The sequence below is a fragment of the Tianweitania aestuarii genome, from assembly GCF_018457165.1.
GTDB lineage: Bacteria > Pseudomonadota > Alphaproteobacteria > Rhizobiales > Rhizobiaceae > Tianweitania > Tianweitania aestuarii.
In genome coordinates this window covers 726,775-748,402 of sequence record NZ_JAFMNX010000001.1, presented here as the reverse complement: position 1 = coordinate 748,402, position 21,628 = coordinate 726,775, and the positions used below count along the sequence as shown (strand labels likewise).

Annotated in this window: 21 protein-coding genes; 10 read left to right on the top strand and 11 right to left on the bottom strand. The window is 62.2% G+C overall.

Annotated features, from left to right (window positions below; all coding sequences use genetic code 11):
• Positions 1-25: 25 nt before the first annotated feature.
• Positions 26-367 carry an RT0821/Lpp0805 family surface protein gene (locus JYU29_RS03555; RefSeq protein ID WP_213983367.1) on the bottom strand — a complete coding sequence of 114 codons (342 nt, stop codon included), beginning with the start codon at positions 365-367 and terminating at the stop codon, positions 26-28.
• A gap of 188 nt (positions 368-555) precedes the next feature.
• Here JYU29_RS03555 and pdxH point away from each other — a divergent pair, with 188 nt between their 5' ends.
• Together pdxH and JYU29_RS03545 are read left to right on the top strand one after the other, a co-directional pair.
• The gene (gene pdxH / locus JYU29_RS03550) at positions 556-1,170 is read left to right on the top strand and encodes a pyridoxamine 5'-phosphate oxidase (RefSeq protein WP_347879842.1); all 615 of its coding nucleotides are present in this window, start codon (positions 556-558) and stop codon (positions 1,168-1,170) included.
• A 132-nt stretch (positions 1,171-1,302) separates the two neighbouring features.
• The gene (locus JYU29_RS03545; RefSeq protein ID WP_213983365.1) at positions 1,303-2,661 is read left to right on the top strand and encodes an esterase-like activity of phytase family protein; all 1,359 of its coding nucleotides are present in this window, start codon (positions 1,303-1,305) and stop codon (positions 2,659-2,661) included.
• 65 nt (positions 2,662-2,726) lie between these two features.
• On the opposite strand, the gene JYU29_RS03540 is transcribed toward JYU29_RS03545, so the two are convergent.
• From JYU29_RS03540 to purD, 4 genes are all read right to left on the bottom strand, one after another.
• Positions 2,727-3,707: an aldo/keto reductase gene (locus tag JYU29_RS03540; RefSeq protein ID WP_213983364.1), complete on the bottom strand. Its 981-nt coding sequence runs from the start codon at positions 3,705-3,707 to the stop codon at positions 2,727-2,729.
• 55 nt (positions 3,708-3,762) lie between these two features.
• The gene (locus tag JYU29_RS03535; RefSeq protein ID WP_213983363.1) at positions 3,763-4,515 is read right to left on the bottom strand and encodes a crotonase/enoyl-CoA hydratase family protein; all 753 of its coding nucleotides are present in this window, start codon (positions 4,513-4,515) and stop codon (positions 3,763-3,765) included.
• Positions 4,516-4,528: 13 nt separating this feature from the next.
• Positions 4,529-6,301, bottom strand: coding sequence for an acyl-CoA dehydrogenase family protein (locus JYU29_RS03530; RefSeq protein WP_213983362.1), 1,773 nt, complete (start codon positions 6,299-6,301; stop codon positions 4,529-4,531).
• 415 nt (positions 6,302-6,716) lie between these two features.
• Positions 6,717-7,976: a phosphoribosylamine--glycine ligase gene (gene purD, locus JYU29_RS03525; RefSeq protein ID WP_213983361.1), complete on the bottom strand. Its 1,260-nt coding sequence runs from the start codon at positions 7,974-7,976 to the stop codon at positions 6,717-6,719.
• A 139-nt stretch (positions 7,977-8,115) separates the two neighbouring features.
• On the opposite strand from purD, the gene ubiA reads away from it, so the two are divergent.
• The gene (gene ubiA, locus JYU29_RS03520) at positions 8,116-9,099 is read left to right on the top strand and encodes a 4-hydroxybenzoate octaprenyltransferase (protein ID WP_213983360.1); all 984 of its coding nucleotides are present in this window, start codon (positions 8,116-8,118) and stop codon (positions 9,097-9,099) included.
• A gap of 13 nt (positions 9,100-9,112) precedes the next feature.
• On the opposite strand, the gene JYU29_RS03515 is transcribed toward ubiA, so the two are convergent.
• The 4 genes from JYU29_RS03515 to JYU29_RS03500 form a co-directional block, all read right to left on the bottom strand.
• The gene (locus tag JYU29_RS03515; protein ID WP_213984242.1) at positions 9,113-9,676 is read right to left on the bottom strand and encodes a DUF6101 family protein; all 564 of its coding nucleotides are present in this window, start codon (positions 9,674-9,676) and stop codon (positions 9,113-9,115) included.
• A 242-nt stretch (positions 9,677-9,918) separates the two neighbouring features.
• A complete protein-coding gene (locus JYU29_RS03510; protein WP_213983359.1) occupies positions 9,919-10,869 on the bottom strand; it encodes an L-threonylcarbamoyladenylate synthase in 951 nt (316 codons plus the stop codon).
• A gap of 3 nt (positions 10,870-10,872) precedes the next feature.
• The gene (gene glyS, locus JYU29_RS03505; RefSeq protein WP_213983358.1) at positions 10,873-13,125 is read right to left on the bottom strand and encodes a glycine--tRNA ligase subunit beta; all 2,253 of its coding nucleotides are present in this window, start codon (positions 13,123-13,125) and stop codon (positions 10,873-10,875) included.
• 118 nt (positions 13,126-13,243) lie between these two features.
• Complete coding sequence (locus JYU29_RS03500) at positions 13,244-14,182, bottom strand: glycine--tRNA ligase subunit alpha (RefSeq protein ID WP_213984241.1); 939 nt, start codon at positions 14,180-14,182, stop codon at positions 13,244-13,246.
• Positions 14,183-14,449: 267 nt separating this feature from the next.
• Between JYU29_RS03500 and JYU29_RS03495 the strand changes: the two genes are divergently transcribed.
• A complete protein-coding gene (locus JYU29_RS03495; RefSeq protein ID WP_213983357.1) occupies positions 14,450-14,761 on the top strand; it encodes a hypothetical protein in 312 nt (103 codons plus the stop codon).
• 60 nt (positions 14,762-14,821) lie between these two features.
• Here the strand turns inward: JYU29_RS03495 and JYU29_RS03490 are convergent, their stop codons facing one another.
• A complete protein-coding gene (locus JYU29_RS03490; protein ID WP_213983356.1) occupies positions 14,822-16,633 on the bottom strand; it encodes a tetratricopeptide repeat protein in 1,812 nt (603 codons plus the stop codon).
• Positions 16,634-16,780: 147 nt separating this feature from the next.
• Positions 16,781-17,797 (bottom strand): polyprenyl synthetase family protein, encoded by a 1,017-nt coding sequence (locus JYU29_RS03485; RefSeq protein ID WP_213983355.1) that lies wholly within the window; start codon positions 17,795-17,797, stop codon positions 16,781-16,783.
• A gap of 169 nt (positions 17,798-17,966) precedes the next feature.
• Between JYU29_RS03485 and JYU29_RS03480 the strand changes: the two genes are divergently transcribed.
• The 6 genes from JYU29_RS03480 to moaB all read left to right on the top strand — a co-directional run bounded on the left by JYU29_RS03480 (position 17,967) and on the right by moaB (position 21,621).
• The gene (locus tag JYU29_RS03480) at positions 17,967-18,191 is read left to right on the top strand and encodes a putative signal transducing protein (protein WP_213983354.1); all 225 of its coding nucleotides are present in this window, start codon (positions 17,967-17,969) and stop codon (positions 18,189-18,191) included.
• 1 nt (position 18,192) lies between these two features.
• Entirely contained in the window at positions 18,193-18,978 is a 786-nt protein-coding gene (locus JYU29_RS03475) for a tRNA1(Val) (adenine(37)-N6)-methyltransferase (protein ID WP_347879841.1), read from the top strand.
• A 77-nt stretch (positions 18,979-19,055) separates the two neighbouring features.
• A complete protein-coding gene (locus tag JYU29_RS03470; RefSeq protein ID WP_213983353.1) occupies positions 19,056-19,925 on the top strand; it encodes a S49 family peptidase in 870 nt (289 codons plus the stop codon).
• A 63-nt stretch (positions 19,926-19,988) separates the two neighbouring features.
• Positions 19,989-20,174 (top strand): hypothetical protein, encoded by a 186-nt coding sequence (locus JYU29_RS03465; protein WP_213983352.1) that lies wholly within the window; start codon positions 19,989-19,991, stop codon positions 20,172-20,174.
• Positions 20,171-21,064, top strand: coding sequence for a 4-(cytidine 5'-diphospho)-2-C-methyl-D-erythritol kinase (locus JYU29_RS03460; RefSeq protein WP_213983351.1), 894 nt, complete (start codon positions 20,171-20,173; stop codon positions 21,062-21,064). Before JYU29_RS03465 ends, JYU29_RS03460 begins: the two co-directional genes overlap by 4 nt.
• On the top strand, positions 21,061-21,621 hold the full coding sequence (gene moaB / locus JYU29_RS03455) for a molybdenum cofactor biosynthesis protein B (RefSeq protein ID WP_213983350.1): 561 nt from the start codon (positions 21,061-21,063) through the stop codon (positions 21,619-21,621). Before JYU29_RS03460 ends, moaB begins: the two co-directional genes overlap by 4 nt.
• Positions 21,622-21,628: the final 7 nt, after the last annotated feature.

Genomic DNA, 21,628 nt, shown 5'->3' with positions numbered 1-21,628 from the left:
GGGCTTTTGCGAAACGAAGTGCCGCTTACATGCTCTTGAAGGCGCGCAATTGCCATGCGCCGCCGTTCACCAGGCAGGCATCGCCGTCATACAGGCTGACGCCATTATAGCTTTCACGCGACACGACGAACTTGCGGCAAGTCAGGCCGGAATTGGACTCGGCATATTCGGAAATGCTCGAAATCGCTCCGCGCGAGCCGGTATCGGTGTTGGCCCAGGAAACGCCGCCCTGACCCACCGACTGGAGATCGGTTGCCGACACCGCATTGCGGATGATCGACTGGTCGGATGCCATCTGCGTGTCAGGCGCCGGTGTCGCCACGCTCGACGTCGTCAAACCGACATCCTCCGCCTTGTTCACGGACATGCCGCAGCCCGCCAGCATCGATGTCAGCGCAAGACAGCCGAGCAAGCATGCCGAACGTCCACTGGACAACCGCTTCGTGCGAAGTGGTGCGTTGCTGGAGCGCCATCCGGTGCTATCCATATCGGCGGGTTGCGCAGGACGCGACAATCGGCAATCTCCGTTTACGGATTTCGAGTCAGGACAGGATAGTGAACGACACACCGTTAACAAGCAGTGACTTTGCCGCATCGCAAAATCCTTTCGAGATATTCGGCAAGTGGCTCGACGAAGCCACACTTACCGAGATCAACGATCCCAATGCGGTTGCCGTTGCCACGGTCGATCCTTCAGGCATGCCGAATGTGCGCATGGTTCTGTTGAAGGAGTTCGACGGCCGAGGCTTTACCTTCTACACGAATTATGAGAGCGCCAAGGGGCAGGAAATCCTGTCCGCGCACAAGGCTGCCATGTGCTTTCACTGGAAGTCGCTGCGGCGCCAGGTGCGCATTCGCGGTAAGGTCGAGCGCGTGTCCGACGCAGAAGCCGACGCTTACTACGCATCGCGGCCGCGTGGCAGCCGGATCGGTGCCTGGGCGTCGCAGCAGTCGCGGCCGCTGGAAAGCCGCGAAGCGCTGGAACGATCGGTTGCGGAAGTGACGGAACGCTATGGCGACGGCGACATCCCCCGCCCGCCGCATTGGTCGGGCTTCCGCATCGTGCCCGAAACCATCGAGTTCTGGCGCGACATGCCCTACCGCTTGCATGACCGTGTGGTCTTCAGCCGGCAAGAAGGCGACTGGACGACCGAGCGTCTTTTCCCCTGATCCCGTCATGGGCGGCGCGGCCGATCCGAAGGCTGCGCCGTCATCGATCCTTCATCGCCACGTACAATCCCTGTCATCTGAAGGACCTAACTCCGCAGCGTTGATCATCCGACTTCTGAAGGGGGAAGTTTCATGACGCTCCGCGCCATTCTCGCATCCGTCGCGCTTTGCGCGATCTCGGCTTCGGTTCATGCCGAAGAGACCTTTCCCGCCAAGCTTGCGGGCCATGCTTATCTTCCTGCCATGACCCTGATCGCGCCGCCTGCCGATGCGCCGCGCGATGCCTGGACCTCCGGCAAGTTCACCGGCAAGACACGCAACGACAAGCCCATGACTGCGCCGGGCGATGTGGGTGCTGTCTATGGCAACCATCCCACCGACCTGTCGCTGCCATTCCTCGGCCAGCCTGTTCAGGGCATGTCCGGCTTTGCCATGAATCATGCAGAAGACGGCAGCATCTACACGCTGACCGACAATGGGTTCGGCGCCAAAGCCAACAGCGCCGACGCATTGCTGTTCTTCCACAAGATGAAGCCGGATTTCACCTCAGGCAAAGTCGAACGCCTCGACTCCATCTTTTTGCGCGATCCCGATCGCAAGGTGCCGTTCCGCATAGCCTATGAAGGGACGGACAGCCGCTATCTGACGGGTGCCGACTTCGATCCGGAAAGCATGCAGGTTCTGAACAACGAGGTCTGGATCGGCGACGAGTTCGGTCCTTACCTCATCCATGCTACGCTCGATGGCAAGATCCTGGCCGTCTATCCAACCAAGCTCGACGGAAAGCCGCTGCTCGGGCCGGACACGCCCGGCGTCACTGTGCCCGCCGTCGCCGGCAAGGATTTCCAGGCCCAGCGTTCCGGCGGCTATGAAGGTATGGCGCTCCAACCCGGCACAAATTTGCTTTGGGCCATGCTGGAAAAGCCCCTTTACGGCGAAAGCGGCCAGCCCGAAGGCAAGGCGCTGACCGTACTGACCTTCGATCCCGCAAAGGATGATTGGACCGGCGACAGCTACAAGTTTCCGCTCGGCGAAGGTGCCACCAATATTGGAGACTTCAACTTTATCGACAATACCCGTGCTTTGGTGATCGAACGCGATGCCGGCGAAGGCAATGCCAGCCTTGAATGTAAAGCCGACGGCTCCGACAAGTCGGCCTGTTATCCAATGCCGGCAAAGGTCAAACGCATCGTCCTGGTAGACACTGCACAGATCGATCAGGATGGCGCGATGCGCCGTATCGGCTCCATCGACCTCATGAACATCGATGATCCGGACGGCAAAGCCAACAAGTCCATCGTCAAGAACGATCCGGACGGCAAGTTCACCTTCCCGTTCCAGACGATCGAAGACGTCATGAAGGTTGACGACACGCATATCCTGGTTGCCGCCGACAACAATCTGCCGTTCTCCGGCGGCCGCGAAATCGGCAAGGCCGCCCACAACGAGTTCATCCTGCTTGAGGTCGCCGACTTCCTCGCCGCCAAGTAAAAAAGATGATCTCAAGCAAAGAAGGGCGCTCGACGTTTGCCCTTCTTTGCTTCTCTCACTGTTTTCTAGCTGAAGCCCACAACCGCGTGCGGAACATAGGGCGCTTCCAGCGCGGCGATCTCGTCGGGCGTCAGCTTCACCGACAAGGCGGCGACGGCATCGTCCAGATGGTTCGCTTTGCTGGCGCCGATGATCGGTGCTGTCACGGGGTCCTTCTGCAACACCCAGGCAAGGGCTACCTGGGCCCGCGGAATGCCACGCAGCCGCGCAACATCTGCCACGGCCTCCACCACCTTGCGATCGGCTTCGGCGGTTTCCGCGTAAAGGGTTTGCCCGAACTTGTCGGTGTCGGCACGGAAGCTGCTTTCCTCCCAGTCGCGCGTCAGACGTCCGCGCGCCATTGGGCTCCAGGGAATGACGCCGATGCCTTCCGCCTTGCACAAAGGCAGCATCTCGCGCTCTTCTTCGCGATAAAGCAGGTTCACATAGTTCTGCATGGTTGCAAAGCGCGCCCAGCCCTTGCGCTCGGACAAAGCGAGCGCCTGCGCGAACTCCCAGGCATACATGGACGACGCGCCGATATAACGAGCCTTACCGGCGCGCACGACATCGTTCAGCGCTTCCAGCGTTTCTTCGATGGGTGTGGCATGGTCGAAGCGGTGGATCTGGTAGAGATCGACGTAATCCGTGCCCAGACGTTTCAGGCTGTGGTCGATCTCGCTCAGGATCGCCTTGCGCGACAGGCCAGCGCCATTCGGTCCCGGTCGCATCCGGTTATACACCTTCGTGGCGATCACCACCTCGTCGCGATCGGTGAACTCCTTCAGCGCACGACCGACGATCTCCTCGCTGGTGCCGTCGGAATACACATTCGCGGTGTCGAAGAAGTTGATGCCGAGATCGAGCGCCTTCTTGATCAGCGGCCGACTGTCGGCTTCCGGCAGCGTCCATTCATGCGAGCCGCGTCCGGGTTCGCCATAGGTCATGCAGCCCAAGCAGATGCGCGACACATCGAGGCCGGTGCGTCCGAGTTTGACGTAATCCATGAGTTCTTCCTCGGCTGATCGTTCTGTCCGAGGAGATAGCGCGCAGCTTGTGCGTTCAACCCTTCTTCTTGTTGAGAAACGCTGCAAAGGCGGCGCGGGCCTCATCCGACTTCAAGCCGGTGCGCACCGCCTCGGCTTCCTCGTCGATGCGTTGCAAAAGTTCGGTGCGCGATCCGCGGATCAGCTCACGCGCAATCCTCAGCGCGTTGGCCGGCTTGCTGGCCAGACGATCCGCCGCAGCAAAAACTGCCGCTTCCAAATCTTCTTCGTCCACAACCGCATGGATCAGCCCGCCCTGACGCGCGGCTTCCGCCCCAAGCGGATCGCCCATGACGAGCAGTGCGAAAGCCGGCTGATGCCCGAGCCGTTCGGGAACAAGAAGGCTGGAGCCGGCCTCCGGCACGATGCCGAGATCCACGAAGGGCGTGCGCAACGCCGTGCGCGGCGTGGCAAACGTCAGGTCGCAATGAAGGTGAAGCGTCGCGCCGATCCCGACCGCAATGCCATCGGCACCCGACACCAGCGGCTTTCTGGTTGTGGCGAGCGCGCGCAGAAAATCGAAGATCTCCTCGCTCTGGCTTTCACCCGACGCGATCTTCACGAAGTCGGCGAGGTCGTTGCCGGCTGAAAACGCGCCGGGCACGCCGAGAATGACGTGAACGCGCACGGACTCATCCGCATCGCCTGCGCGCAGAGCGGCAGCCATCGCGGCATACATGGCAAAGGTCAGCGCGTTCTTCTTGTCGGGACGGTTGATGCGTATGACGTTGACCGCACCGCGACGTTCGTTCTGGATCAGCTCGCTCATTGTGCGTTTCTCCTCAGGCCAGCGCAGCGCGGGCAGCGGTGAGGCTTTCGGAGCCTTCGATCACGCGCGACTTGAGGGCTGCCGTTTCGCCAACGAGGTTCTCCGCAAAGAAGCGGCAGAGCGCCCGACGCGCAGCCCCAGTATCGGCAACTGCTGCACGGGCGAGATAAGCGCCGCCGGCCGCCAAGCCGAACAGCTGCAGGTAAGGCGTTGCACCGGCCAGCGCTTCTTCCATCCGGCCTTCGCTGAGCGCCGTTCGCAACCAGCCCGTCGCATCATCCAGATCATCGATCGCGGCGTCCAGCCGATCCGCCGCTTGTCCGAGATCGGCCGAATTGGAAGCTCGCAAGGCAGTGATATCCGCGCGCAATTCGGCGATATAGCCGGTTACTTGCGCACCGCCGGATTGCGGGAGCTTGCGCGTGACGAGGTCGATCGCCTGAATGCCATTGGTGCCCTCATAGATCGGGGCGATACGGGCGTCGCGATAGAAGATCGCTGCACCGGTTTCCTCCACGAAGCCCATGCCGCCATGCACCTGAACACCGATCGACGCGACTTCCACACCAATATCGGTGGAGAAAGCCTTGGCGACCGGGGTCAGCAGGTTGGCGCGTTCCTGCCAGGTCTTGGCCTCCTCGCCCTCAGCCGAGCGGGCACGGTCGAGCGCATTGGCGCAGGCATAGCAGATCGAACGCGCCACAGCCGTTAGCGCCTTCATCGTCAGAAGATTGCGCTGAACATCGGCATGCTCGATGATCGGGCTCATATCGGCACCGGCTGCCGTGGCGTGTCGACCCTGACGCCGCTCCTGCGCGTATTCCTTGGCCTTCTGGTAAGCGGCTTCAGCGATGCCGACGCCTTCGATGCCCACATTGAGACGCGCATTGTTCATCATGGTGAACATGCAAGCGAGGCCACGGTTTTCTTCACCAAGCAGATAGCCGACGGCACCCGCTTGAGCCGCATCACCCTTGTTGTCGCCGAAGATCATCGTGCAGGTCGGCGAAGCATGAATGCCGATCTTGTGTTCGATCGAAGCGCAGAACACATCGTTGCGTGCGCCGAGCGATCCATCTTCGTTGACCAGGAACTTCGGCACGACAAACAGGGAAATACCGCGCGTGCCGGCCGGTGCGTCCGGCAGCCGTGCCAGAACGAGATGAACGATGTTGTCGGTGATGTCGTGCTCACCGTAGGTGATGAAGATCTTCTGCCCGAAGATGCGGTAAGTGCCGTCGTCCTGCCGTTCCGCACGTGTACGCAGCGCAGCCAGATCGGACCCTGCCTGGGGCTCGGTCAAGTTCATCGTGCCGGTCCATTCACCCGACACCAGCTTGGCGAGATAGGTCGCCTTCAGCGCCTCCGAACCGTGCTTGTCCAGCGCCTCGACCGCGCCCATCGTGAGCAGCGGCCCCAGTCCGAACGCCATGGAGGCCGCGCTCCACATTTCGTTGGCGGCAACATTGATCATGACCGGCAGATCCTGGCCGCCGAACTCTCCCGGACCGGACAACCCGTTCCAGCCGCCTTCACGCCAGCGATGGTAAAGCTCCGGCCAGCCCTTCGGCATGGTCACGGCGCCATCATTCCAACGCGCGCCTTCCATGTCGCCCGGCAGGTTCAGCGGCGCGATCTCCTCGCTCGCAAAGCGCCCGGCCTCGCTCAAGATCGCATCCACCAGATCATCCGACAGATCGCCGTAGCGCCCCTGTTCAAGATCAGGTCCAAGCCCCGCAACCTGCTTGAGGGTAAAGGCGATGTCGTCGACCGGCGCGCGATACATGCAAGATCCTCCGTAACCTAACGCGTGTTAGACGGTTTTCAGAGGCTTTTGAAGAGGCAGCGCAGCGAGCGTCAGTTCACTACAACCATCTTGCCGACAGAAAGAACGCTGCTATGCGTCGATAATCTGTTTTTGAGGGCAGAAGCAGCAGCGCCAGCCAGCCGGCGCGACCGGGAGGATGAGCTTTCCCGGCTGAGGCAAACAGGCTTTGTCCTTGAAACTGGAGGTGACGATGATGTGGTTCATACCACTGAGTGTCACCCTGGATATGAAAAGAACCCGGACCGGCTGGCAGCTGAAGTTCCGGGTTCAATTCATCATCTGAGGAAACGGAGGCTGGGCGAAAGCTCAGTCTCCACTCCAGAGACCATTATAATGTCTCAGTGTTGTAGCGTCAAACAAACGAGATGCCCGGCTACACAGCTCGCCAGCCGATATCACGGCGGCAGAAGCCTTCCGGCCAATTGATGCGATCCACGGCCTGGTAAGCCTTGGCCTGCGCTTCGCCCACCGTCGGCGCTTTTCCCGTCACGTTGAGCACTCGTCCACCATTGGCGAGCAGCGCCCCATCCTTCAAAACCGTACCGGCATGGAACACTTTGGCGCCCTCGCCCGCCGCCGTTTCGACGCCCTTGATGACGGTTCCGGTGCGCGGCTTGCCTGGATACCCCTCGGCAGCCATGACCACGGTCAGCGCCGTATCCTCGCTCCACTCAGGCGTCTGATCGGGCAGACGCCCCTGCGCTGCCGCATCCAGAAGAGCCAGCAGATCGCTTTGCAGGCGCATCATCAGCACCTGGCATTCGGGATCTCCGAAGCGGACGTTATACTCGATGAGCTTGGGACCATCCTTCGTCAGCATCAGCCCGGCAAAGAGAACGCCCGAAAACGGCATGCCGATCTCGCGCATTCCCCTCAGCGTCGGCGCGATAATATCGCGCATCACTTCCTTCTCGACCGCATCGGTGAAGGCAGGCGCTGGAGAATAAGCGCCCATGCCGCCGGTGTTGGGGCCCGTGTCGCCGTCGCCGACGCGCTTGTGGTCCTGTGCTGCCCCAAAGGCCAGAGCAGCGCTGCCGTCGCACAAACAGAAGAAACTGACTTCCTCGCCTTCGAGATACTCCTCGACCACCAGCTCCGCACCGGCCGCGCCGAAGCTGCCGTCGAAGCAGGCATCCACGGCATCCAGCGCTTCCTGCGTGGTCATGGCGACCGTGACGCCCTTGCCCGCAGCCAATCCATCGGCCTTGACCACGATCGGCGCGCCCTTGCTCTCGATATAGGCACGGGCGTCGGCGGCATTGTCGAAGCGGCCATAGGCTGCAGTCGGAATATCGAAGCGTGCGCAGAGATCCTTGGTGAAGCCCTTCGAGCCTTCCAGCTGCGCAGCTGCCTTGCTCGGTCCGAACACCTTGATGCCCGCTTCGCGCAGCGCATCCGACAAGCCATCGACCAACGGCGCTTCCGGCCCGACGACAACGAGCTCGACAGCCTTGTCCCGGCAAAAGGAGATCACCGCCGCATGATCCGTCACAGTCAGATCAACCAACTCCGCATGGTCGGCGATCCCGGGGTTGCCGGGCGCGGCATACAGCGTCGTCAACTTCGGCGAGGAAGCAATCTTCCAGGCCAGCGCATGTTCGCGGCCACCGGAGCCGATCAGGAGAACGTTCATGAGAAACCAAGGTCCGCAGAAATCTTGGCTTTCCGCCTAAGGGTGGGAGGCAGGAAAGGCAAGCTGGAAGGACGGTGTTCTCGACCGAACAACCATACCATCTTGACGCCCTGCTCCGCCCCTGCCACTCCCGCTCTTCATGGAAACCGTTCAATCGTCAGGCGTGCGCGGGCGCGTCAAGGATGCGCCTTCGGGGCACTGGACTTATCGCCTGCTGCCACGCGGCATGTGGCCTTATGCGCAGCTGGCGCGTTGGGACCGGCCGATCGGCTGGCAGCTTCTGCTTTGGCCGTGCTGGTGGTCGGCAGCGATGGCGGCCGCAGCCGGTGCGCAGGCGGGCGACGCAATCGCCAGCGTTCTGCCTTCACCCTGGCACATCGTCTTGTTCCTGATCGGATCGATTGCGATGCGAGGTGCCGGTTGCACCTATAACGACATCGTGGACGTCGACATCGACGAAAAGGTCGACCGCACCCGTTCACGGCCGCTGCCGGCGGGTCAGGTCAGCCGCAAGCAGGCCTGGGCGTTTTTGGTGGCGCAGGCGCTGGTCGGTTTGGCCGTGCTGCTTCAGTTCAACACATTCGCGATCGTGACCGGCCTTTGTGCTCTGGTTCCCGTTGCGATCTACCCCTTCATGAAGCGCGTGACCGACTGGCCGCAGCTTTTTCTCGGCTTCGCCTTTTCCTGGGGTGCGCTGATGGGATGGGCGGCTTATTTCGGGCGGCTCGATGCAGCACCCGTTCTGCTTTACCTCGGCGCGATCTTGTGGACGATCGGCTACGACACGCTTTACGCCCATCAGGACAAGGAAGACGACGCGCTTGTGGGCGTGCGATCAACGGCGCGCTTGTTCGGCGACCGCACCAAGGAAGCGCTGGTTTATCTTTATGGCGGCGCGCTGATCCTGTTTGCTTCGGCCTTTACACTGGCGCAGGTGCCCTTGCCCGCGATGGCCGGGTTGCTCGCAGCGGCCGCGCATATGTTCAGGCAGATCAGCGTGCTCGATATCGACAACCCCGATCAGTGCCTCAAACTTTTCCGTTCAAACTCGACCATCGGCTGGCTAATGTTCATCGGGCTGATGGCGGGCGGCGCGTGGGCCGCTCTGCGCATCTATCTCTGATCCACTCGCCCGCTTAGCTGCGGGCGATGATCTCTTCGCCGTCGACCACCAGACGCAGGCCGAGATTGCCGATCTTGCGGCGCGCGAGGAAGCGTGGGCGGCGAGGCGCGGATGTCGCGCGCTTGCGGCGCGGCTTGGGTTCGCCATTGGTGACGCCACCGATCGAATCTTCCAGCGTGCGCGCCACGCCGTCGGATTCCACCAGAAGCATCGGCAAACGATAGGCTTCCGCCCAGGCGCGCCAATCGGCTGCCACATCGTCCAGATCATGCGCCACCAAAAGCGGCACGGAAAGCTGCGGGTCGGAATGGTGCAATTCGAGCGTCACCGTCACATAGCCGGTCTCGTCTTCCATTGCTCGGGCAGCAACGCCCTGGAATGCTGGTGCCGGCAGCGCGATCGTGACCGGCAGACCGCTGCGCTCCAGCCAACGGCGGATCACCGCGCCGCGCTTGTCGATCGTGAAATGAACATCCCCCTGCTCATCGCGGCTGGCATAGGTTACCGCCTGCGGCAGGTGGAACGGGTCCAGGCGCATGTTGTTGCTTGCCCAAACCGGCTTCAATCCCGTGTTCATCATCATCCGTGCCTTCCTGTTCTTCCTGAGCGTCTTCCGGTGGTCCGGTTCAGCTTCCGGGCCGGTGTTCCGGCCTCGTTGAAGTGGAAGTTAGAGCGGGCTCCTTACCGCCGCACTTAAGAAGTTGGGTTAAGCAATTTCAGCTTCGACAATGGTTATCGGAATACAACCGCAATACATAAATCATCAAGCTTCGTATTCGAAGCATTGATGCTTAGCAGAACGTAAAGATTAAAGGCTGGTTATTGGCCGCGTGGCGCGGCGGCACGGCTCAGGCGGTCGTTGATGGCTGCGCCCAGCCCGTGTTGCGGAACAGGTTCGACCGCGATCATGCGCGCGCCGTAGCAATCAAGCGCCTGAAGATGCGCGTAGAGATTGGCTGCAGCTTCGCGCAGATCGCCTTTTTCCGAAAGGTTGCGAACGGCCGCTGCACTTTCGAAGCCGCTCGCGCGATCCGGCCCGAAGGCAAGCAGCGCTTCCCCGGCCTCGATATGCTCGGCATGGAGCCGCACGGAAGCATCCGGTGCGTAATGCGAGGCGAGCATGCCGGGTGCCTCGATAGCCGGGCCCGCGCTGCCGACAACAACGTCCTGGCCGATGGCGTCCTCGATCTCTTCGACCGTCAGTCCGCCCGGACGCAGAAGACGAACGATGTCGCCTTCCACTTTCAGGATCGTTGATTCCACGCCGACATCCGCCGAACCGCCATCGAGAATGTAAGCGAGCTTGGAACCAAGATCGTCCTGCACCGCTTGCGCGCTCGTCGGGCTGATGCGCCCGGACGTGTTGGCGCTGGGGGCCGCAATCGGTTTGCCTAGGGCGGCGATGACGTCGCGCGCCAATCCCTGCGGCATGCGCAGCGCCACCGTGTCGAGCCCGACCGTAACCAGCGGATGAATGTTGCTGGCCTGCTGCAAAGGCAGAACCAGCGTCAGCGGTCCTGGCCAGAAGCGGTCGGCCAGCGCTGCGGAAAGCGGGTCGAAACGTGCGATGCGCTCGGCCATGGCGCGGTCGGCGACATGGACGATCAGCGGATTGAAGCGTGGCCGGCCCTTGGCTTCGAAGATCCCGGCCACCGCTTCGCCATTGGTCGCATCTGCCGCGAGGCCGTACACCGTTTCCGTCGGAACCGCGACAAGGCGGCCGGCGGCAAGCTCGGTAACGGCACGCTCGATCGCGGCGCGGTCCGACATCGCTTAGCCCGCGATGCGCGAGAAGTCCGCGACCTGACCGGTGGCGGCGCGGATGCGCTGCAGCAGCGCCAGACGATTGGCCCGCACGCTTTCATCCTCGTCATTCACCAGAACGGCGTCGAAGAAGGCGTCCACCGGAGCCCGCAACTGGCTCAGCGCCTGCATGGCAGCCGAGAAGTCCTGGCGCTGGATCGCTTCCGCAGCATCTTTCTCAGCTTGGTTGACGGCCGCAAAGAGCGCTTCCTCCTGTGGCAGCTTGAAGATCGCTGCATCTACAGCATCGGCAACCGCCGTGCCCTTCTTTTCCTCGGCGGCCAGAATGTTCGCCGCACGCTTGGTGCCGGCCAGCAGGTTCTTGCCGTTCTCGGTATCGAGGAAAGTGCCGAGCGCTTCCACGCGGCGCACGATCAGAAGCAGATCGTCATTGGCCGAGTCCGTTGCCAGCACAGCATCGATCAGATCATGCCGCGCACCACGGTCGCGGAGATAGACCTTCAGACGGTCGTGGAAGAAGGACAGGAGGTCCAGGCTGTTCTGATTGGTATCTCGTCCTTTGTGGAAAACGGACACAATCGCGCGGCCGATCGCCTTGATCCCGCCAGTGCCTTCATCGGAAGCCGCCGGGATCGTCCTTCCGGCAACGCCATCATGGTCCTCCAGAAGCGGAAGCAGCTTCAGCTCTACGCCATTCTCGACGAGGATCCGGATCACGCCGAGCGCTGCACGACGCAAAGCATACGGATCCTTGCTTCCGGTCGGCTTTTCATCGATCGCCCAGAACCCAACAAGCGTGTCGAGCTTGTCGGCCAGCGCCACCGAGACCGAAACCGGATCGGTCGGCACGTGGTCTGACGGGCCCTGCGGCTTGTAGTGTTCTTCCAGCGCTGCCGCGACCGAGTTGGCCTCGCCCTGCAAAAGCGCATATTTGCGGCCCATGACACCCTGAAGTTCAGGGAATTCGCCCACGGCCTCGGTGGTCAGATCGGCCTTCGCCAGCACCGCTGCGCGCTTGGCCAGTGCGGGATCGGCGCCAATGATCGGCGCGAGTTCTTCTGCCAGCGCTGCAATGCGACTCACACGTTGGCCTTGCGTGCCGAGCTTGGCGTGAAAGGTCACATCGAGCCTGTCGAGGCGCGCCATGCGCTGGTCGAGCGGCTTGGCAAGGTCGAGGCCGAACTTGTCGCCCGAAGCGCGCAGTTCTTCCCTGTCCGGCAGATCGGCCTGGTCGGTGTTCCAGAAATACAGCGCATCGGACAGCCGTGCGCGCACGACCTTGCCGTTGCCGTGCACGATTTCCTTGCCGCCGTCGCTCGCCTCGATGTTGGACGTCAGGATGAAGCGGTTGGCGAGCGTCGTTTCTTCGGCACCGCTCCGGCGCGTCACGAAGCACTTCTGATTGGCGCGAATGGTCAGGCGGATCACCTCGCCGGGGATCTGCAGATAATCCTGCTCGAACTCGCCCATCAGCACGACAGGCCATTCCACCAGCCCGGAGACTTCCTCGAGCAGCGCGTCGTCTTCCACCAGTTCCAAGCCGCTGGCAAAGGCCAGATTGTTGGCGTCGTGACGAATGATTTCCTTACGGCGCTCGGCGTCCAGAACGACCTTGGCGGAAAAGAGCTTTGCGACATAATCATCGAAGCGCTTGATCGTGATGGCATCCGGCGCGTGGAAGCGGTGGCCATAGGTCACGTCGCCGGAGCGAATGCCATCGACCTCGAACGGGATCACCACCGGCTCGGCACCGGTTTCAGGCCCGAAGGTGCACAGGATCGATTGCAGCGGCCGCACCCAACGCAAGGAACCGGGCTTCGCAGAGGCCTTGCCCCATCGCATCGACTTCGGCCACGGGAAAGCGCGGATGGTTGCCGGAACGAGCTCGGCAATGATCTCCTCGGCACTGCGGCCCGGCTTCACGAGATGCGCGACATAGAAGTCGCCCTTCTTCGGGTCCGAATGCGTATGCGCCTGCGTAACATCAGTCAGTCCTGACTTACGCAAAAAGCCGAGAATAGCCGCTTCCGGCGCCTTGGTGCTCGGGCCCTTGATCTCCTCGCGCACGTCCTTGGAACGCGCCGTCAGACCACGAATGTCGAGCGTCAGCCGGCGCGGCGTCCAGTATTCCTGCGCGCCTTCATAGGTCAGCCCGGCTTCCACCAGGCCGTCCGTGATCATCTTCTTGAGGTCACCCGCAGCCTTGCGCTGCATGCGAGCCGGGATTTCCTCGGAGCGAAGTTCGAGAAGCAGATCAGGCATCAGTGGGCTCCAGCCGCATGCTGGTTTCTTGTTTGCGCGTCCTCGCGCCGATGGCGCTGCGGGCGCACGGGCTGGGCGGCGATTTCCTCGGAGCGAAGTTCGAGAAGCAGGTCAGGCATCACGCAGCCTCAGTCTGAAAATTGAAGCCGCCCGCATCGGTCAGCAGAAACGCCTCGCCGCAGGCCTTGGCGAGGTTGCGCACGCGCAGGATGTAGTTCTGCCGCTCGGTCACGGAGATCACACCGCGCGCATCGAGCAGGTTGAACACATGGCTGGCCTTGATCGCCTGGTCATAGGCCGGAAACACCATCCGCTGCGGCCCGCCCTCGCGCGGCGCACCGGCGGCGAGCAGCGCCTTGCACTCGCCTTCCGCATCCTCGAAGTGGCGCAGCAGCATCGTCGTATCGGCATGTTCGAAGTTGTGGCGCGAATATTCCTGCTCGGCCTGCAGGAACACGTCGCCATAGGTGACCTTTTCGTCGCCTTCGCGGCCGTTGAAGTTCAGGTCGTAAACGTTGTCGACGCCCTGCACATACATGGCGAGACGCTCGAGGCCGTAGGTCAATTCGCCGGCCACTGGCGCGCATTCGATGCCGCAAACCTGCTGGAAATAGGTGAACTGCGACACTTCCATACCGTCGCACCAGCATTCCCAGCCGAGGCCCCAGGCGCCCAGCGTCGGGCTTTCCCAGTCGTCCTCGACAAAACGGATGTCATGCACGAGCGGATCGAGACCGATCGCCTTCAGTGAGCCGAGATACAGCTCCTGCAGATTGGCCGGGTTCGGCTTCAGGATCACCTGATACTGGTAATAATGCTGGAGACGATTGGGGTTCTCGCCATACCGTCCATCCTTGGGACGGCGCGAGGGCTGCACGTACGCCGCGTTCCATGGCTTCGGTCCAAGCGCGCGCAGCGTCGTTGCGGGATGAAAGGTTCCGGCGCCCACTTCCATGTCATAGGGCTGCAGCACGACGCAGCCGTGATCCGCCCAGTAAGCGTGAAGCGTCAGGATCAGGCCCTGAAACGAGCGGCGTGGATCGTTGTGGGCGGACATTTGGGATACGGACAAGCGAGCCTCGGGTGGTCGGCGGCAGAGGTCGTCGTCCTAGGACGGGGTCGCCCAAGCGTCAAGCAGCACTGGTTTGGCAGCACTGGTTTGGCAGCGCCGATTGACGAGCCGCCTCGCTGCAGGCTTTCGCATGGCCCCGGAGGTGCTGTCACAATCCGTGATAGAGGTAAACGCATCCTTCAGGTGCGGTTCACCGTTCTTGCGCCAAGCTCCACCTGATCCACTGTGTTGGAGCTTTTGAAGGAAAGAACCATGAAGAAGATCGTTCTAAGCGCCGTCGCCGTTTTGATTGCATCGACCATGCCTGGCCTTGCACAAACGCATCACACGCAATCGCGGGAATATCGTCAGGGACACCGCATCGAACGGGGCATTGCACGCGGCGAACTGACCCCGCGCGAGTTGCGCCAGATCCAGCGACAGCAGCGCCGTATCGATCGCTCGCAGCATCGTGCCGCCCGTGACGGCTACATTACCCCAGCCGAACGCCGCCGCCTTGAGCGCCAGCAGAACCGCGCCTCGCGCAACATCCATCGCAAGACGCACAACAACCGCACGATGTAATCACCGTTACACGCGCCAAAAAAAGGCCCGCTGCAAAGCGGGCCTTTTTATAGTGGGGCGTCAGCCCTTCTTGTCGGATGCAGGCTGCTCGGTTGCCGGCTGCGGCTTTGTTTCATCGGCCTTCGCGGCTGCCGGCGGCTCGATATCCGGCAACCCTTCGGCGAGTTTCTCACGGATCTTCGGCAGCTCGGCTTCCGTCGGCTTCCGGTCGATCGCATGGCTCCACTGGAAGGTCGCTTCCAGCTTGCGTCCGACGCGCCAATACGCATCGCCGAGGTGGTCGTTCAAAACCGGATCGTCCGGCTTCAAGGACACCGCGCGTTCCAGTTCCGTCACCGCTTCCGGGAAGCGGCCGAGGCGGTAATAGGCCCAACCCAGCGAGTCGATGATATAACCATCGCTCGGCCGCAGCTCGACGGCGCGCTTGATCATGGTCAAGCCTTCATCGAGGTTGCGGTTCATGTCGATCCAGGAATAGCCGAGATAGTTCAGCACCTGTGGTTGATCGGGAAACAGTTCGAGCGCCTTGCGGAAGTTCGGCTCGGCCTTGTCCCACTGCTTCAGCCGCTCATAGGCGATGCCGCGCTGATAAAAGATGCTCCAGTTGGCGCGCTCAGGCGCGGCCAGCGTTGCAACGGCCTCATCATAGACCTCAGCGGCGGCCTTGTAGTTTTCCTGGCTGGAATACACGCCGCCAAGCGCGAGATAGGCGCGCATGTCGGTCTTGTCCTGTTCGAGCGCGACCCGCAGATGCTTGATCGCCTCGTCCTTCTGGTCGAGATCGGCAAGGTTCAAACCGATCTGCAACTCGGCCGCGCGTTTCAGCGGGGAACGGTCGGAGATCTTGGAATAAAGATCGATCGCCTCCTGCGGCAGCTGCTGCTGTTCGGCAATGCTGGCGAGCTGCAGCAGGATCATGTCGTTGGACGGGTTCAACGCTCGGGCAAATTGCAGGTAGATGCGAACGAAGTCCTCGCCACCGGACTGGTTGAGCGCGGAAGCGATGTTGTACATCGCTTCGCCGGCACCTTCGGCCGGGTTCTTGACGAGCTTGCGAATGTCCTTGCCGTCGCGCACTTCGTCGCGCAGCGTCAGGATCGGCAAGCGGCCGCTGATGAACCGGTCGGCGGTATCCAGAACCTTGAGCGCGGCGTCTTTCTCGCCCTTGCGTGCGAGGAAACCGGCATAGGCTTCAGCGGCCCGCAGATAGGTGTCGGGCGCGGCACCGCCTGCGTCCTGATTGGCCATGGTTTCTTCGAAGCTCTTGCGCGCTTCATCATCCATCTTCGCCGCCTCGGCGATCAGAGCGCGGTGATAGCCCACGAACAAGGCAAACCACGGCGGGCCGTCGAGACGGTCGAGTGTGTCGAGCGCAGACTTGGGCGCATCGGTGCCAAGCTTGGCCCAGGCCGACAGAAGGCCCGTCACCAGCTGGTCGAGGTCCGATTCGACATCGCCGCTGAACAGCGTATCGGCCTGCTTGTACTCACGCTTGCGCATGGCATCGATGCCGAGCGCGATCGCGCTGAAGCGCGACACGCCGCGAACCAGCTTCAACTCTTCGGCATATTTGAGCGCCTGGTCGAAATTGCCCTGCGCGATCAAGCCGAGAAACAGGCTCTTCTCGATATCCTGATTGCCGGGATCAAGCGCGAGCGCACGCTTGTAATAGATCGTCGCGCTGGTGAAGTCCTTGTCGATCTCGGCAGTACGAGCTGCCAGGAACGCGCCGGAAAAGGAGCTGATCGTCAGCGGATCGATGTGATCGGCGCTTTCGGCAGGCGTTTCCTTGGCGAAGACCGGCTGGATTGCCGTTGAAAGCCCCGCTGCCAGGATCAGCGCTGTAACCGCGCCCTTTGCCATCTGCCGCATCGTAAAACCCTTTCCGGGCCTGAGGCCCGCTCCCCTTCGTCGAACCGGCTGACCGCCTGATCGTGAAATCAGCGAACCAGTTGTCGCGCAAGCATGGCCTTTTTGCGGTCGCCGATCAACGCGTCATGCAGGTGGATGCAGGCTGCCTCACACCACGCGGCTGATGCAGAAGTCGATGACGTCGAGCAGCGCGGTCTTGTGAGGCGAGTTCGGCATGGGTGCCAAGGCGTCGCGGGCGATGCCGCCGAAATGACGGGCGCGGCCGATCGTGTCGGCAATCGCATTGTGCTTCTTCATCAGGCCGAGCGCCTTTTCCAGACCAGCATCGTCGGCATTGCCGCCCTCGATCGCCTGACGCCAGAAGGCGCGCTCGTCTTCGGTGCCGCGGCGATAGCTCAGGATCACCGGTAGCGTGACTTTGCCTTCCCGGAAATCGTCGCCGACATTCTTGCCGAGATCCTTGGTGGAACCGCCGTAATCCAGCGCATCATCCACAAGCTGGAACGCATAACCGAGGTTTGTTCCGTAGGAGCGCAGCGCGGTTCGGTCGTTACGAGACGCCTTGGCGATCACCGGACCGACTTCGGCGGCAGCCGAAAAGAGTGCTGCGGTCTTCGCCTTGATGACTTCGAGATATTCGTCCTCGGTGGTTTCGAGGTTCTTCGCCACCGAAAGCTGAAGCACCTCGCCTTCGGCGATCACGGCCGCAGCGTTGGCGAGAATATCGAGCGCTTCCAGCGAACCGACATCCACCATGGTCCGGAAAGCCTGGCCGAGCAGGAAATCGCCCACAAGCACGCTGGCCTGGTTGCCCCAGATCATGCGCGCCGTCTTCTTGCCGCGCCGCATGCCGCTTTCGTCCACCACATCGTCATGCAGAAGCGTGGCGGTGTGCATGAACTCGACGCTCATCGCGAGCTTCACATGGCCGTCGCCCTCGTAGCCGAACAGCTTGGCGGACGCCAAGGTCATCATCGGCCGCAAGCGCTTGCCGCCCGACGAGATCAGGTGATTGGCAACTTCCGGAATCATCGTCACATTCGAGCCGGCCTTGGACAGGATCAGCTCGTTGACGGCTTTCATGTCGCCTGCGGTCAGTTCGACCAGCGCGGCGATGGAAGCTTCCGGCTTCTTGCCGTCTTCGAGGTTGACTACAACACCCACAAACACACTCCCGGACGCGACTTCCAATGGCTGCGCGCGTTTTACTTTGGCTCCTTCGCCCGGAGCAAGTGGGCAAATAGCGCTTGAAGGCGCATCTGACAGGGTATGTCCACGCTCGGGCGTGCGCGCAGCAGTTTACTTCCCGTGCCAGACCTGCCAGCAAAGGTGCATGATAGAGCTCCTGCGCACCAATGACCTCGTGGTCATCTCCTTTGTCGAATCGCTGATGCGTGATGCAGGCATCGCCTGCTTCGTAGCCGATCAGAACATGAGCATCATGGAAGGCTCGCTCGGCGTGCTGGCACGTCGCGTCATGGTGGATGCGGATGACGCAGACGCCGCGCGCAAGCTGCTTGCCGATGCCGGCATCGAGGCCGAGATCAAGCGGGACTGACGTGTCCGATCGCCTGAACTGGCCGCCGCATACGGTCGATGCTTTTCACCGCGGCGTCTTCCAGCTGGTTCAGCCCCGCGAACAGGGCCACCGGGCCGGCACCGATGCCCTTATTCTGGCAGCCAGTGTTCCCAACGGCTTCAACGGAACGGTTGCGGATCTCGGTGCAGGCGTGGGAGCCGCCGGTCTGGCCGTGCTGTCCCGCTGCCCGCAAGCGAAGGCGCTTCTGGTTGAGCGTTCACCGGATATGGTTGAATGGGCGCAGCGCACCTTGGCGCTCGATGCCAACGCGGCGCTTTCCACCCGCGCGACCATTCTTCAAGCCGACGTCGCGCTCACCGGCGCTGCCCGCCGCACTGGCGGTCTTGCGGATAACAGCGTCGATTTCGTTATCCTCAACCCGCCCTTCAACGCGCTGCCCGATCGCTCATCGCCGGATGCCTTGCGTGCAGAAGCCCATGTCATGACGCCCGATTTGTTCGAGCAATGGCTGCGAACGGCCGCGGCCATCGTGCGACCCAAGGGCGGCGTTGCGGTGATCGCCCGGCCGCAATCCCTGTTCGACATCCTGCGCGCTTTTGCCGGCCGCTTCGGACGCGCGGAAATGCTGCCGATCCATCCGCGACCCGACAAACCGGCGACCCGCATCGTCGTGCGCGGCGAACTCGGCTCCCGCGCCGGCCTTTCGCTGCTGCCGCCGCTCGTGGTTCACGACACGGTCGGCAACGGCTTTTCGGAGCGTGCAGACGCGATCAACAACGGCCGGGCCACACTGTTCGGCGACTAGGCCGTCATTGCACGACCATTGCGTGCCTGAAACGCGAACCTACATGGGAGGCACGATCCAACCGGAGATTTCGCCTCGTGAAACGCATGCTTCGCCGTCTTTTGCCCAAGTCGATGCGCAAGGAGGGCGTTGTCATTCCGGTGGTCAGGCTCAACGGCACGATCATGGCCGGTGGTTCGCCGCTGCGTCCGTCACTCAACCTCGCATCCTGCGCCGGCCTGCTTGAAAAAGCGTTCGGCATGAAGGATGCGCCGGCCGTTGCGATTTCGATCAACTCGCCCGGCGGTTCGCCCGTGCAGTCGCGCCTGATCTACCAGCGCATCCGCGACCTTTCGGCCGAGAAGAACAAGCGCGTGCTGGTGTTCGTGGAAGATGTCGCGGCATCCGGCGGCTACATGATTGCGATCGCCGGCGACGAGATCATCGTCGATCCCTCTTCCATCGTCGGCTCGATCGGCGTCGTATCGGCGTCCTTCGGCTTCCAGGATCTCATTTCGAAGATCGGCGTCGAGCGCCGTGTGCATACCGCCGGCCAGAACAAGGCCGTGCTCGATCCCTTCAAGCCGGAGCGGCCGGAAGATGTGGAGCGGCTGAAAGCCCTGCAGCTCGAAGTCCATGAAACCTTCATCAACATGGTGAAAACCCGCCGCGGTTCGAAGCTTGCCGACCATCCCGACCTGTTCACCGGCCTGTTCTGGGCCGGCAAATCGGGGGTCGCGCTCGGTCTTGCCGATGCGTTGGGCGACCTGCGCGGCACGCTCAAGGCCCGCTTCGGCGCCAATACGAGGCTGCGCGTCATCACCCCGCCAAAGGGTCTGTTCGGCCGCCGCTTCGGCCTTCTTGGCGCACGCGATGCAGGCCTTGCCGGCAGTTTTGCCGCAGCAGCCGGTGCCGGCCTGATCGAAGCGGCGGAAGAACAAGCGCTTTGGGCCCGTTATCGCCTTTGATCTGCCACGAAATCCCTTGTAGATTTGGTTGAGAACCAGTCGCGCGAAGGAGCGCTTGAACCGATGCCGCAGATCGTCTTCTTTGCCGTGGTGGGCGCGCTTGCTTATGCCGGCTACAAGAAGTTCGTCGGCGAGGCCGAAAAGGTCACCGCCCGCATCAAGCGGCAGGAGCAGGAAGCCCGCTCCGGTAGTCAGGGAACGCTGATCCGCGATCCCAAGACCGGTGTTTACACCGTCGCCAAGGATTGAGCCCGACGCATGAAGTCGGCGCGCTGACCCGTTTCGCGCCCGCAAAGATCAACCTCGCTCTGCATGTCGTCGGCCGCCGTGCCGATGGTTATCACCTGCTCGACAGCCTTGTCGCCTTCGCCTCGACAGGCGATCGCATCACCGTCGAGCCCGCCGCCGAAGACGCTTTCACCGTCTCCGGCCCCTATGCCGCCGGCGTGCCGGTTGATGCCGGCAATCTCGTTTTGCGTGCCCGCGACGCTCTGCGAAAGGAAATCGGTCAGTCCGCTTTTCCCGTCCGCATTCATCTCGAAAAGACCCTGCCGATCGCATCCGGCATCGGCGGCGGCTCGAGCGACGCGGCGGCGACGCTGAAAGCGCTTTGCGCGCTGTGGAAAGCCGACTTGCCTTCAACTGATCTCGCGGCACTCGGCCTATCGCTCGGCGCCGATGTGCCGATGTGTCTTTATGCCCGACCCGCCCGCATCAGGGGTATCGGCGAGGAGATCGCTCCGATCGGCACCCTGCCCGATTGCCCCATCGTGCTGGTTAATCCCGGCATTGCCGTTTCCACGCCTGCCATCTTCAAGCAGCTGACCACGCGCGACAACCCGCCCTTGGCCATCCCGCCGGAAACAAACGCACCGCAAGCCTGGCTCGACTGGCTGCACGCCACCCGCAACGATCTCCAACCACATGCCATCGCAGTCGCGCCAATCATCAGCGAAGCCCTGCGCGCGCTCACCAACACCGGCGCATCCTTCGCCCGCATGTCCGGCTCAGGCGCAACCTGCTTCGGCGTGTTCGCCACTGAAGCTCAGGCGGAAGCGGCTGCGGCGCAGCTGTTGCTGGATGATCCGCAATGGTATGTGCAAGCAACCATGCTTAAGGGATCGGACAGCGCGCCATGACCAGCCCTACCTATCGCATCAACGAAGCAAAGGCCTTTGTGCCGGTCGGCATCGCCGTGCTCACCGTCTCGGATACCCGCACACCCGCCGACGACAAATCCGGCGACACGCTGGCCGCGCGCATCGAACAAGCCGGCCACACGCTCGTTTCACGCGCCATCGTGCGCGACGAGATCGAAGCCATCCGCGAACAAGTGCTTGCCTGGACGCATGATCCCGCCATCGACGTCGTGATCACCACGGGCGGCACCGGCTTCACCGGCCGCGACGTTACCGTGGACGCGCTTCTGCCCTTGTTCGACAAGGTCATGGACGGCTTCTCGGCGATCTTCCACCGCATCTCCTTCGACAAGATCGGCGTCACCACCATCCAGTCGCGCGCCACCGCCGGCACGATCAACGCCACCTTCGTCTTCGCCCTCCCCGGCTCACCGGGAGCCTGCAAGGACGGCTGGGACGAGATCCTCAAGCCGCAGCTGGATCACAGGCACCTGCCCAGCAATCTGGTGGATCTGATGCCGCGGCTGAGCGAGCATCGGGCCAAAAGCGGCGAGTGAATGAAGC

What these genes read in the sequence shown, in the direction of transcription:
- JYU29_RS03555 (WP_213983367.1), bottom strand. Translation starts at nt 367, where the DNA reads ATGTCCGTGAACAAGGCGGAGGATGTCGGTTTGACGACGTCGAGCGTG.
- JYU29_RS03545 (WP_213983365.1), top strand. Translation starts at nt 1,303, where the DNA reads ATGACGCTCCGCGCCATTCTCGCATCCGTCGCGCTTTGCGCGATCTCG.
- JYU29_RS03540 (WP_213983364.1), bottom strand. Translation starts at nt 3,707, where the DNA reads ATGGATTACGTCAAACTCGGACGCACCGGCCTCGATGTGTCGCGCATC.
- JYU29_RS03535 (WP_213983363.1), bottom strand. Translation starts at nt 4,515, where the DNA reads ATGAGCGAGCTGATCCAGAACGAACGTCGCGGTGCGGTCAACGTCATA.
- JYU29_RS03530 (WP_213983362.1), bottom strand. Translation starts at nt 6,301, where the DNA reads ATGTATCGCGCGCCGGTCGACGACATCGCCTTTACCCTCAAGCAGGTT.
- purD (WP_213983361.1), bottom strand. Translation starts at nt 7,976, where the DNA reads ATGAACGTTCTCCTGATCGGCTCCGGTGGCCGCGAACATGCGCTGGCC.
- ubiA (WP_213983360.1), top strand. Translation starts at nt 8,116, where the DNA reads ATGGAAACCGTTCAATCGTCAGGCGTGCGCGGGCGCGTCAAGGATGCG.
- JYU29_RS03515 (WP_213984242.1), bottom strand. Translation starts at nt 9,676, where the DNA reads ATGAACACGGGATTGAAGCCGGTTTGGGCAAGCAACAACATGCGCCTG.
- JYU29_RS03510 (WP_213983359.1), bottom strand. Translation starts at nt 10,869, where the DNA reads ATGTCGGACCGCGCCGCGATCGAGCGTGCCGTTACCGAGCTTGCCGCC.
- glyS (WP_213983358.1), bottom strand. Translation starts at nt 13,125, where the DNA reads ATGCCTGATCTGCTTCTCGAACTTCGCTCCGAGGAAATCCCGGCTCGC.
- JYU29_RS03500 (WP_213984241.1), bottom strand. Translation starts at nt 14,182, where the DNA reads ATGTCCGCCCACAACGATCCACGCCGCTCGTTTCAGGGCCTGATCCTG.
- JYU29_RS03495 (WP_213983357.1), top strand. Translation starts at nt 14,450, where the DNA reads ATGAAGAAGATCGTTCTAAGCGCCGTCGCCGTTTTGATTGCATCGACC.
- JYU29_RS03490 (WP_213983356.1), bottom strand. Translation starts at nt 16,633, where the DNA reads ATGCGGCAGATGGCAAAGGGCGCGGTTACAGCGCTGATCCTGGCAGCG.
- JYU29_RS03480 (WP_213983354.1), top strand. Translation starts at nt 17,967, where the DNA reads ATGATAGAGCTCCTGCGCACCAATGACCTCGTGGTCATCTCCTTTGTC.
- JYU29_RS03465 (WP_213983352.1), top strand. Translation starts at nt 19,989, where the DNA reads ATGCCGCAGATCGTCTTCTTTGCCGTGGTGGGCGCGCTTGCTTATGCC.
- moaB (WP_213983350.1), top strand. Translation starts at nt 21,061, where the DNA reads ATGACCAGCCCTACCTATCGCATCAACGAAGCAAAGGCCTTTGTGCCG.